The 11,680-nt window shown below is 31.0% G+C and carries 10 protein-coding genes; 6 read left to right on the forward strand and 4 right to left on the reverse strand.

Annotated elements, in window-relative coordinates:
• The first annotated feature begins 16 nt into the window (after positions 1-16).
• Both BUB70_RS07090 and BUB70_RS07095 read left to right on the forward strand, forming a co-directional pair.
• On the forward strand, positions 17-1,171 hold the full coding sequence (locus tag BUB70_RS07090; protein ID WP_229742982.1) for a glycoside hydrolase family 53 protein: 1,155 nt from the start codon (positions 17-19) through the stop codon (positions 1,169-1,171).
• Positions 1,172-1,200: 29 nt separating this feature from the next.
• Positions 1,201-3,630, forward strand: a complete 2,430-nt coding sequence (locus BUB70_RS07095) for a DUF4982 domain-containing protein (RefSeq protein WP_073119939.1) — start codon at positions 1,201-1,203, stop codon at positions 3,628-3,630.
• Positions 3,631-3,686: 56 nt separating this feature from the next.
• Here BUB70_RS07095 and ygiD read toward each other — a convergent pair whose 3' ends face one another.
• The 4 genes from ygiD to BUB70_RS07115 all read right to left on the reverse strand — a co-directional run bounded on the left by ygiD (position 3,687) and on the right by BUB70_RS07115 (position 7,939).
• A complete protein-coding gene (gene ygiD, locus BUB70_RS07100) occupies positions 3,687-4,514 on the reverse strand; it encodes a 4,5-DOPA-extradiol-dioxygenase (protein WP_073119942.1) in 828 nt (275 codons plus the stop codon).
• Between the two features lie 33 nt (positions 4,515-4,547).
• On the reverse strand, positions 4,548-5,600 hold the full coding sequence (locus BUB70_RS07105; RefSeq protein ID WP_073119946.1) for a sialidase family protein: 1,053 nt from the start codon (positions 5,598-5,600) through the stop codon (positions 4,548-4,550).
• A gap of 137 nt (positions 5,601-5,737) precedes the next feature.
• Positions 5,738-6,631, reverse strand: coding sequence for a sialate O-acetylesterase (locus BUB70_RS07110; RefSeq protein WP_073119949.1), 894 nt, complete (start codon positions 6,629-6,631; stop codon positions 5,738-5,740).
• Between the two features lie 3 nt (positions 6,632-6,634).
• Positions 6,635-7,939 carry a BNR repeat-containing protein gene (locus BUB70_RS07115; protein ID WP_073120888.1) on the reverse strand — a complete coding sequence of 435 codons (1,305 nt, stop codon included), beginning with the start codon at positions 7,937-7,939 and terminating at the stop codon, positions 6,635-6,637.
• A 285-nt stretch (positions 7,940-8,224) separates the two neighbouring features.
• Here BUB70_RS07115 and BUB70_RS07120 point away from each other — a divergent pair, with 285 nt between their 5' ends.
• The 4 genes from BUB70_RS07120 to BUB70_RS07135 all read left to right on the forward strand — a co-directional run bounded on the left by BUB70_RS07120 (position 8,225) and on the right by BUB70_RS07135 (position 11,620).
• On the forward strand, positions 8,225-8,593 hold the full coding sequence (locus tag BUB70_RS07120) for a BlaI/MecI/CopY family transcriptional regulator (RefSeq protein ID WP_073119952.1): 369 nt from the start codon (positions 8,225-8,227) through the stop codon (positions 8,591-8,593).
• Positions 8,590-9,909, forward strand: coding sequence for a M56 family metallopeptidase (locus BUB70_RS07125; RefSeq protein WP_073119955.1), 1,320 nt, complete (start codon positions 8,590-8,592; stop codon positions 9,907-9,909). Before BUB70_RS07120 ends, BUB70_RS07125 begins: the two co-directional genes overlap by 4 nt.
• Positions 9,910-9,994: 85 nt before the next feature.
• Positions 9,995-11,134, forward strand: a complete 1,140-nt coding sequence (locus tag BUB70_RS07130; protein WP_073120890.1) for a tetratricopeptide repeat protein — start codon at positions 9,995-9,997, stop codon at positions 11,132-11,134.
• A 75-nt stretch (positions 11,135-11,209) separates the two neighbouring features.
• Positions 11,210-11,620, forward strand: coding sequence for an HYC_CC_PP family protein (locus tag BUB70_RS07135; protein ID WP_073119959.1), 411 nt, complete (start codon positions 11,210-11,212; stop codon positions 11,618-11,620).
• Positions 11,621-11,680 lie beyond the last annotated feature (60 nt).

Here is an 11,680-nt window from a genome sequence, read left to right on the forward strand (position 1 = left end):
CCAAATGAAAATATTTATGAAATTTTATTTTAGTACTTTTTTAATCTTAGCTTGTTTCCATTTAGGTTCTTGTCAAAGTTCAACTTCTATTGCAGAAGAGGAACAAGATAAAGAAGTAATTACTCCAGATACCGATGAAGCTGCTTTTTATTACGGAGCAGATTTATCGTATGTAAATGAAATGGAAGATTGTGGTGCTGTTTATAAAAATGATAGAGGAATTACTCAAGACCCTTTTAAAATTTTTAGCAATGCAGGAACCAATTTGGTACGTGTTCGTTTGTGGCACAATCCAACTTGGACTAATTATTCTAATTATGAAGATGTAAAAAAAACAATATCTAGAGCCAAAGAGTTAGGAATGAATGTGTTGTTAGATTTCCATTATTCAGATTCTTGGACAGATCCTGAAAAACAAAAAATTCCAGCTGCTTGGGAAATTCAAATGAATAACAAAGTAGCTTTAGGAAAGTTACTGTATGATTATACTTATGAAACCTTAAATAATTTAGCAGCAGAAGAATTATTGCCAGAAATGGTACAGGTTGGTAATGAAACCAATCCTATGATTTTGCAAGGAGATGAGTTGGTTTGGCCTATAGATTGGGATCGTAATGCTTATTTAATTAATCAAGGAATAAAAGCTGTAAGAGATGTTTCGACAGTGCAGGATGCGAAGATTGAAATAATGTTGCATATTGCTCAACCTGAAAATGGTTTGTGGTGGTTTAAAGAAGCAACAGCTAGCGGAATTACTGATTATGATTGGATTGGTTTGTCATATTATCCAATTTGGTCAGAATATACTTTAGACAATGTGGAAACACCTTTAAAATCGTTGATAGATACTTATAAGAAAAAATTAATGATTGTAGAAACAGCATATCCTTTTAGCCTAAATAATAATGATGCCGCTAATAATATATTAGATGCTAATGCATTAATAAATGGCTATGCAGCAACACAACAAGGTCAATTAGATTATTTAAATAAACTGAAAGAAGTTGTGGTAAAAGCCGGAGGATCTGGAGTTGTTTATTGGGAACCAGCATGGGTTTCTACAAATTGTAAAACGCAATGGGGTAGAGGTTCTCATTGGGACAATGCAACTTTATTTGATAATAATAACAAAGCAACTTTAGGAATGCAGTTTTACAACGGTTCTAAATAATTACTAAATATAATAAAGAAGAATTAAGAATGACAAAGTTTAAATCTTTCCTATTCACATTATTTCTTATTCTTTCACAAGTTTCTTTTTCCCAAGTTAGAACGGTTAAAGAGTTAGATATTAATTGGAAGTTTCAAAAAGGAGATGTTGAGAATGCTCAACAAGAATCATATAACGATTCAAAATGGGAAACCGTAACCGTTCCTCACGATTGGGCAATTTATGGGCCTTTTGATAAAGAAGTTGATAAACAAACAGTAGCCATTGTACAAAATGGCGAAAAAGAAGCGACTGAAAAAACAGGAAGAACAGGAGCTTTGCCACATGTTGGAACTGCTTGGTACAGAAATAAGTTTACTATTTCTGAAGCTGATTTAGCTAAAAAAACAATTCTTCTTTTTGAAGGTGCCATGAGTGAACCACAAGTGTATTTAAATGGAGAAAAAATTGGTGAATGGGCTTATGGTTATAGCTACTTTTATTTTGATATTTCTAAGTTTCTTAAAAAAGGAGAGAATACTTTAGCGGTAAAATTAAGTAATAAAGAGTTTGCTTCTCGTTGGTATCCTGGAGCTGGTTTGTACAGAAAAGTAAGTTTAATTACTAAAAATAAAGAGAGTATTAACCAATGGGGAACATACATTACCACTCCAAAGGTTAGCAAAGAAGAAGCTAAGGTAAATATAAAAACAAAAGTATCTGTTACAAACGGGGCTTTGGTTACAACTATTTTAGATGCTGATGGTAAAGAGATTTCATCAAACAAAACAACCTTGGAGTTTGGAAATGAATTTGATCAAAATATAAAAGTTGACAATCCAAATTTATGGAGTCCAGAGCATCCTTATTTGTACAAAGCAGTTACCAAGTTGTATGTAAATAATGAGTTGAAAGATGAGATAACTACTCGTTTTGGAATTAGAGAAATTAAATACGAAGCCAATAAAGGATTTAGTTTAAACGGAAAAGTGACTAAGTTTAAAGGAGTTTGTCTACATCATGATTTAGGACCTATTGGAACAGCTATTAATAAAGCAGCGTTAAGACGTCAGTTAACTATTTTAAAAGAAATGGGCTGTAATGCCATTCGTAGTTCTCACAACATGCCGTCTTTTGAACAATTGGAGTTGTGTGATGAAATGGGATTTTTATTTTTAGCAGAAAGTTTTGATGAATGGGCTAAAGCAAAGGTAAAAAATGGTTATCACCGATTTTTTGATGAATATGCAGAAAAAGATATTGTAAACTTGGTTGCAGCTACTAAAAATCACCCAAGTATTGTCATGTGGAGTTCAGGAAATGAAGTACCAGATCAGCATGGAGAAGCAGGAGTGAAACGTGCAAAATGGTTACAAAAAATTTTTCATAGAGAAGACCCAACAAGACCTGTAACAGTAGGAATGGATCAGGTGAATTCTGTAATGAAATCTGGTTTTGGAGCGTTGTTAGATATACCAGGATTGAACTACAGAGTTCATTTATACGAAGAAGCAAATAAGAGATTCCCACAAGGATTTATTTTAGGATCAGAAACAGCATCAACTGTTAGTTCTAGAGGAATTTATAAGTTTCCTGTAAAGCAAGGAAAAAATGTTCAGTATGATGATTTTCAATCTTCTTCTTATGATTTAGAAGCTTGTAGTTGGTCTAATGTTCCTGATGAAGATTTTGTATTACAAGATGATAAAGACTGGGTAATTGGAGAGTTTGTTTGGACAGGTTTTGATTATTTAGGAGAACCAACTCCGTATGATACCAGTTGGCCATCACGTAGTTCTTATTTTGGAATTAATGATTTGGCAGGATTACCAAAAGATAGATATTACTTATATAGAAGTCGTTGGAATAAAGATGCTGAAACATTACATATTTTACCTCATTGGAATTGGGAAGGTAGAGAAGGAGAAGTAACACCAGTTTTTGTATATACAAATTACGATAGTGCTGAACTTTTTATCAATGGAAAAAGTATGGGCGTTCAGAAAAAAAATAAGAATACTCCGCAAAATAGATATCGTCTGATGTGGATGGATGTTAAGTACGAACCAGGAATCGTAAAGGTTGTTGCATTTGATAAAGATGGAAAAGCAGTAGCTCAAAAGGAAATTAAAACTGCAGGAAAACCATATAAATTAGTTTTGAATCCTGATAGAAAAACCATTAAAGCCAATGGAAAAGACTTGTCTTTTGTTACAGTTTCTGTGGTTGATAAAAATGGAATTCCTTGTCCAACAGTCACTCATCAATTAAAGTTTAAAGTAACAGGAAAAGGAACTTACAGAGCGGCTTGTAATGGAGATGCTACTTCTTTAGAGCAATTTCACTTACCAACCATGAAATTATTTGGTGGAAAATTAGTCGTGTTGGTACAATCTGAAAAAGAAGCTGGAAATATAGAATTAACAGTAACAGGAAAAGGGTTAAAAACTGGGAAAGTAAGTTTACGTTCAGAAGAGTAAAAAACTTATATATAAAATAAAAACCCCATTCTACAAAGTAGAATGGGGTTTTTATTTTAAGCTATTTTAATGGAAGTCATAGAAAGAGAACCCCCAACATATTGATCGTTAAAAATTGAAATTTCTTCATTTTTGTCTTTTAAAGCTAAAGTATAAATTAAAGGCAAATAATGCTCTGGTGTAGGGATGGACATATTAAAAGCGCTTCCTTGTTTGTTAAAATGGATGAGGTCTTTATGATTGTCATTCAAAATAAAATCTTTCATTTTTTCGTTGGCTTCAATCGCCCAATCAAATCCATACGATCCTGTATTCATTTTATCCCAAGCAATTCTCCTTAGGTTGTGCACCATATTTCCGCTTCCTACGATCAGTACTCCTTTGTGTCTAAGTTGTTGAATTTCTTTGGCCAACTCATAGTGATATTGAGCGGGTTTAGAATAATCAATGCTCATTTGAATGACAGGAATATCGGCTTTTGGATATAAGTGTTTGATAACACTCCAGGCTCCATGATCTAGTCCCCATTTTTCATCTAAACCAACTTCTGTTTGGGTGACTAATTTTTTGGTTTCCACAGCCAATTCAGGACTACCTGGAGCTGGATATTGCACATCAAATAAAGCTTTTGGAAATCCACCAAAATCATGAATTGTTGGAGGATGTTGCATTGCTGTTACAAAAGTTCCTTTGGTTTCCCAATGGGCAGAAATACATAAAATAGCATTGGGTGTAGGCAATTCTTTACCTAATTTTCTAAAAGAGGCTACAAACTCATTTTCTTCAATAGCATTCATTGGACTTCCATGTCCTAAAAAAAGTACAGGCATTTTAGATGTGTTGCTTAAAGAAGAGGTGATGTTTTGTAAATGATGTAGACTCATAAAATTTTATTTTTACGTACTCAGTCGTAATTTTTAGTGATAGATATCAAAAGAAACGTGTTTGATGTATTTTCTGTTGTAAGTATATAAGATGTGAATTTTTTTATCTGTAGTTTGAATGATGGCTGGATAACTAAATTCTCCTTCTGTTTGATGCTCTAAATCCAATAATTTTTTCCAGTTTAATCCATCTTTAGAATATTCAACATCTAGTACATTACGTCCATTAAACCAATCAGCACCTCTTGGTAAAGGATTGTTTACTAGTAAAAAGAAATTTTTGCTTAAAGCAATCCCATCAATTCCAGAATTAGAGTTTACTACATTAATACTATCCATTTCAGACCATGTTTGTCCGTAATCTTTAGACCAAGAATTAATAAGTTTATCATGTTTACTTCTGCAAAGCATTTGGATATTATCATCCGCATGTATTAAAAAAGTGGGTTGAATCACATTAAAATTAGCTTTGTTATTAACGGCTATTTTTTTCCAAGTTTTGGTAGCTTCCGCATAAGTTTCTACATGCACTCTCCAATCATCATCAGTAGTGCTTTCTGTACTGCTACCACATAAAATAACTCCCGGAGTAACTTCTATAGGTTTGTTTTTAATAGGTCCTAGAAATCCGTCAGGCAAATAGGTAGTTTTACTCCAAGTTTGTCCATTATTTTTAGAACTAATCATAGCACCAAACCATTCTCTAGGGTTTTTACCAACTTTATAGAACAGATACAAAACATTGCTTTTACTTTTAAATAATACCGGATTCCAACAAGGTAGCGTGTCGTTATCTTTCACCAAAGGTTTGACAATACATTTTGGTTTAGACCATTTTTGATTGATAAAATTAGAGGAGTAGATACCAACATCTTTAGCTCCTTCATAGGTTCCTCCAAACCAAGCTGCCATTAAATGATTAGGACTCACTTCTTCTATAGTTGCAGAATGGGAGTTGTTAGTAACTGGCGGAACTGCAATATAAGTTTGCGTAATATTACTTAATAATGGGCTATTCTGTTTAACAGGTTTGCAAGAAAACGAAGCTATAGCAATAGCTACTAATAAGATGTGTTTTAATTTCATTGGGGTTAGGGATATAAATTTTGTACGAAAATAAACAATTATATAGAAAAGCAAGATGTGAAAAGGCAGCTTAACACTAGTACAAAAAAACACAAGCATTTTGTGTACTTGTGTTTTTTGTAGATATTTTATTCAAATTATTTTAAACGCTCTAGCGCTTCGGCAAATTTATTTCCTAAATCTATATAGCCTTCACTGTTATAATGATAAGGATCTGAGTATTTATAATATCGTGTTTCCCTAACAATGGCTGCTTTTTTGTCTTTTAAGACAAATTTTTCCTGTGCTGCTTGGACTAGTTCTCCATATTTCCAGACTTTACCTTGTTTGTTGTTCCAAGAGTCTGATATTTTTCCAATTACTACTGGTAAGTCATCTACTCTAAAAGCAGCTCTTATTAAGTTCATTAAAGTTGATAAGTGATCGTAATATCTTAGTGCAATCTCTTCGCTAGGAGCATCGCTTTCTCCTTGCATCCAAATAATTCCGCTAGGTACTAAAACATCTCTAATACCATCACCATCAATGTCCGTTTGAGCATAAGCATTTTTAACAGTTTCTAAAAAGTAATCATATTGATTTTTTCCTGTTTTACCACGGAAATTATGATCCCAGTTTCCAGTTCGATTTCCCAACGTATCTATAGAAGTTCCTCCTCTAGAATATTTAATCAATGCAATTTTTTGATTAGGATACAATTCTTGTAATTTTTTAGCAAAAGATAATTCTATTCCAAAACGATCTGATAATTTGTTTTCTTTTCCATCAGAAGAAAAACCTCTACCATGCCCAGAGGTTAAAGGAGACCAAATTCCTTTTCCTCCATCTGTTCTTTCATCTTTGGTTGGATTTCCATGAAAAATCCATATATCTTTAAATTCCTTGGATAAAGATTTAGGCAAGTCTTTGTTGTATCCGTAGCCATCCATGTTGGATTGACCTCCTAAATAAAAAACTTTGACAGAGTCTACTTTTTTAGATTGTGCAAATAATGTGAACGGGAATACTATTAGAATAAATAATTTTTTCATGCTTTATTTAGGTGTTTTAATTTGATGTATTTCAACGTTTTGAGCAGGCATGTTTTGTAAAGTTTCTCCATCACCTTGCCCTACTTTTTGTACGTATAAATTCAATTTTTTCTTAGTTCTCCAAAGTTCCGTATCATAACTAGGCTCCCAACTATCTAAAGAATTATTAGTAATGGTTTTGGTTTCCCAAGTGGTTAATTCATCATTAGTGTTATAAGTTAATACTGCTTTATTATCGTATTCAATATCACGATAAATAAGCATGACTTTTGTTTTTTCTTTTTTGTTATTCACAATTACTTGAGGTCTAGAAATAGGAATTTTTTTTGTTCCACCACCACCTAAAGTAAAAGGTGTTTTACGGTTGGTCATGGCTGTAGTTTTCCACCCTTCTTTACTTTTGTAGATTAAAAAGAATTGAGGAACTGTTTCTCCTTTTTTAGTAAAATAAGTAGCTATGTATGGATTTCCATTTGCATCAGCATACATGGAAGTTTGGTTGATTAAAGTACTTTTTTGAGGAATAATAGAAACATATTCTGCTGATGCTTTAGTAATTGGTAAATTGTATTTTGTTCCATCTGATTTTTCCCAAGTCTTTCCAAAATCATTGGTTTTTGCATAACACATATCGTGGTTTGACGACACATCCCAAGTTTCTCTCCACACCCAAGAAATATGAAAAGTTCCTTGACTATCTAAAGTTGCTTGCCAATATGCATTACGTTTGTCTTCTCCATCAATTAAAGAAGAATGTACTCTTGTCCAATTTCCTTCTTTGGTGTGATATCTATTAATGACTAAATTTCCGTGACCAGAACCACCATCTCTATATAAGAAAAACAAATCCCCATTAGGAAATTTATAAAACTCAGGATAGGTAACAAAATTCTCATTTTCGCCAATCATGCTTTGTTGTTCAGAAAGTTCTAAACTATTTGGTTTGATAGATGTTGCATACAATAATTTGTTGTTATGATGTCCCCAAGAAACATGTAAATATCCTTTACCATCTACCGTAAGACTAATGCTACAATGAGCATCCAATACATTTCCTTTGTATTGAGTCGTATGAACTTCCCACTTATTAGATTTTTGTTTTCTTTTTGCCAAGGTCAAAAAACCTTCTGCATCATAATAAGCTACATATTGATGTTTTTTATGAGAAATTACTGAGTTTTTTCTAAATACAGTAGCATTTACAGAGTTTTGAGACCATCCTTTACCAACCACAGAAATTTGTGCTACAGATTTATGAAAAGGTGTTAAAAGAAACAAAAATGATAAAAAGAGATATTTAATTTTCATGCTTTTTAAATAATGTATGATATGTTTAATAGGATGGGATTTTCCTGTTTGTTTATGGGGAGCAAACAAATATAAACAAAACAAGTAAGAGGTAAAGTAGGAGAATTGGTAAAATAAAGGGAGGAATAATATAGATTTCTCTATTTTTTTATAAAAATAAAATGATTTAAAACCCTGTTAATTTACTAGGGTTTAAGACTATAATTAATTTTCTTTAAAATATTTTTAACTAATTATTTAGTTTGAACTAAGTTTTTAGTTTATATTAGTGAAAAAATTAATCTTATGAAAACACTTACCAAAGCAGAAGAAGACATTATGCAAATTCTCTGGCGTTTAAAAAAATCTAGTGTAAAAGCACTGATTAAAGAATTCCCCGATCCAAAACCTGCATATAATACAGTTTCTACCATTGTTCGAATTTTAGAAAATAAAGGCTATGTAGATTATGAAAAAAAAGGAAAAACTCATTTATATTTTCCGTTGTTAGAAAAGAATGAATATAGTAATCAGTCCATCAATCAGTTGGTGAATAATTATTTTCAAGGTTCTTTTAAAAGTTTGGTCTCTTTTTTTGTAGATAAAAATGATGTAGATCTATCGGATATAGAATCTCTACTGAAAGAAATGAACGATAAAAAAGAAGAGTTATGATTTACATTTTAGAAATTATCATGTTTCAAATGTTGTTTTTAGCCTTGTATTATATGTTTAAAAACGAAACATTTTTTAACTACAACAGAATTTATTTGTTAGGAACATCAGTATTGTCTTATGTATTGCCGTTTGTAAAGTTTGATGCTTTTAGAACCACTTCTTTACCTATCAATACCATAAATATGTTACCTACTGTTTTTATTGGGGATACTACACAAAACTTGGTGAATAATACAAATACCAATTCGTTTTCTTGGGACTGGTGGTATCTTCTTTTACTAGGAAGTACAGTTATGTTGGTGATTTTTACAGTAAAATTATGGAAGTTGATAAAACTTTCCAAAAACGAACTGGTAACAAAAAGTGAAGAGGTTCGTCTTGTTACTATAAAAAATAGTCAATCTGCTTTTTCGTTTTTCAATTGGATTTTTATGGGAGATCAACTAAAAGGAGAAGAAAGAGAAATTATACTAGCACACGAACTAATACACGTAAAACAAAAACACAGTGTAGATTTATTGTTTTTTGAAATTCAAAGAATTGTGTGTTGGTTTAACCCTTTGGTATATCAATATCAAAAAGAAATACAGTCTTTGCACGAATTTATTGTAGACAACCAAATGATACAAAAATCAGGGAAACAAGAGTATTGTAAAAACATCTTAACGCAATTATTAAATGTTCCAAAATTGTCGTTTGTCAATACATTTTATAAAAAATCAATCATTAAAAAAAGAATCGCTATGATTACAAAAAAAGAATCAAAATCTACCGCAAGGTTAAAGTATGCATTTATTATTCCTGTACTGATGGGAATGTTATTTTACACTTCTTGTCAGCAAAATGAGAAAGAAGTAGAAGAACAAGTATTAGAGCTAAAGGATGGTAAAGTATTTGTTAAGGAAAATATTTCAGAAACAGCAAAAAGAGATATGTTAATAGAAGGAGTACCTTTTGCAGCTGTACAAAATCCAGCAGTTTTTCCAGGTTGTGAAGATGCCGAAGATTTAAAAAAATGTTTTAGTGATAAAGTGTCTAAATATATATCTCAAAACTTTGACATCGGATTGGCTGAAGAATTAGGACTTACAGGTGTGCAAAGAATGGCGGGTATGTTTAAGGTCGATGTTAATGGAAATGTTACAGATATTAAAGTAAGATCAGTTAATCCAGATCTAAAAGAGGAATTTGAAAGAGTTTTAGAAAGTTTGCCACAAATGGAACCTGCTACGCACGATGGAGAAAAAGTGAGTATGTTATTCTCTTTACCGCTTGTGTTTAAAGTTGATGCTAAAACAGAAGAAAAAAAATAGTTTAAAACTTAAACTATGCTATGAAGAAGAAGAAACAAAGCCCAAACGTCTGTTTGGGCTTTGTTTTGAATTAGAAAAAAATGTAATGAAAAAGAGATTAATAAGTTTATTCGTTTTATTAATGTTTATAAGTAAAATACATTGTCAATCTACCAATGTTACATATGGAGATAGTTTGTTTTTATTAGGTAATTATTCAAAAGCAATTGAAGTTTATAAAAACAATAATTTAGAAGATGTTGATGAGAAAATAGCGGAAGCATATTTGGGAATTGGAAATTATGAGTTGGCTTTAGAATATTATAAAAAAGGCATAACATCAACCCCAAATAATATTTTAGTTAAATATAAATATGGGAAATTACTTTCTAGAACAAAAAAATATGAGGAAGCTCTAAAAGTATTTAATGAACTTATAGAACTAGATGATAGTAATCCTAATTATCATTATGAATTAGGTATTGTTTTAGAACATAAAAAAAACAAACTGGCTTTAAATAAGTTTTATAAGGTCTTTAAACTAGATAGTACGCATCAAAAATCAATTTTTAAATTGGCAAAAAATCAGTTAATTAAAAGGCATTATGATTCTGTAAACTATTATATAAATGTTGGGTTAAAATCATATTCAAACAACGTCGCTCTTATTAATTTAAAAGCTCAGAATTATTATCATCATAAAGAATATTCAGAAGCCATTAAATGGTTTCAAAAATTAATAGCGTTAAATGAGTCCAATCAGTTTATTCACGAAAAATTAAGTTCTTGTTATCAGAATACTAATCAATTACCTTTGGCTATTAAGCATATATTATTGGCTTTAAAGTTTGAAGAAAAAAATGCTGATAATTTATATGGATTAGGACTGTTATATGAACAAGAAGAAGATTATATAAATGCAGAAAATTTTATAGAAGAAGCTATTTCAGTTTTGAAAGTACCTCTCGATAAAAAATATTTAAGATTGGGATATGTTCAATGTCAACAACAAAAGTATCCAGAAGCTATTAAATCTTTTCAAAAAGCAATAAAAGAAAATGATAAAAATGAGGATGCTCACTTTTATTTAATTTACGTAAAAGATAGATATTATAAAGATTTTGATATAAAATTATATGATGATTTTATGAAGAAATTTCCAAAGACCAAGTATAAAACAACTGTTAAAACAAGGTTAAAATTATATAGAAAAGAGAAATTTTTAAAAGGAGATAAAGAAGATTGATATAGTTAACAGAATTTTATTTCAAAACATCACCTTTGTAATACCAACCACAAAATTTCATAACTTTGCAATATCATGAAAAACAGTTTTCACAAATACATGGCCGTTGTTTTAGCCCTTATTGTAGTTTTTTCTACAGTATCGGTTACACTTACCATGCATTTTTGTGGAGAAAAAATATCTGATGTTACTGTTTTACAAAACGTAAAAACATGTTGTGCTGATACTCACAAATCTGATGGAATTACACAAGTATCTAAAAAAACTTGTTGTTCCGATGTAAAAATCACCAAAGATTCACAAACAGAAATTCAGACTCAAAACACAGCTTTGAGTATCCATCAAAAAGTATTTTTTACTTCTTTTGTAACCGCTTATCTATCATTGTTTGGTGATGAAACCAAACAAGATGTTACTTTTTTAGATTATTCACCACCTCTGGTTGTAAAGCCTATTTACAAGCTAGATGAGGTTTACCTTATTTGATTTATTTTATTTTTTTAGAAGTTAATCCTAATCTTAATTATAAGGTTTAGGAAGTTTTAT

This window comes from Wenyingzhuangia marina (assembly GCF_900130035.1).
Classification (GTDB): domain Bacteria; phylum Bacteroidota; class Bacteroidia; order Flavobacteriales; family Flavobacteriaceae; genus Wenyingzhuangia; species Wenyingzhuangia marina.

What these genes read in the sequence shown, in the direction of transcription:
- BUB70_RS07125 (WP_073119955.1), top strand. Translation starts at nt 8,590, where the DNA reads ATGATTTACATTTTAGAAATTATCATGTTTCAAATGTTGTTTTTAGCC.
- BUB70_RS07135 (WP_073119959.1), top strand. Translation starts at nt 11,210, where the DNA reads ATGAAAAACAGTTTTCACAAATACATGGCCGTTGTTTTAGCCCTTATT.
- BUB70_RS07120 (WP_073119952.1), top strand. Translation starts at nt 8,225, where the DNA reads ATGAAAACACTTACCAAAGCAGAAGAAGACATTATGCAAATTCTCTGG.
- BUB70_RS07105 (WP_073119946.1), bottom strand. Translation starts at nt 5,600, where the DNA reads ATGAAATTAAAACACATCTTATTAGTAGCTATTGCTATAGCTTCGTTT.
- BUB70_RS07115 (WP_073120888.1), bottom strand. Translation starts at nt 7,939, where the DNA reads ATGAAAATTAAATATCTCTTTTTATCATTTTTGTTTCTTTTAACACCT.
- BUB70_RS07090 (WP_229742982.1), top strand. Translation starts at nt 17, where the DNA reads ATGAAATTTTATTTTAGTACTTTTTTAATCTTAGCTTGTTTCCATTTA.
- BUB70_RS07130 (WP_073120890.1), top strand. Translation starts at nt 9,995, where the DNA reads ATGAAAAAGAGATTAATAAGTTTATTCGTTTTATTAATGTTTATAAGT.
- ygiD (WP_073119942.1), bottom strand. Translation starts at nt 4,514, where the DNA reads ATGAGTCTACATCATTTACAAAACATCACCTCTTCTTTAAGCAACACA.
- BUB70_RS07110 (WP_073119949.1), bottom strand. Translation starts at nt 6,631, where the DNA reads ATGAAAAAATTATTTATTCTAATAGTATTCCCGTTCACATTATTTGCA.
- BUB70_RS07095 (WP_073119939.1), top strand. Translation starts at nt 1,201, where the DNA reads ATGACAAAGTTTAAATCTTTCCTATTCACATTATTTCTTATTCTTTCA.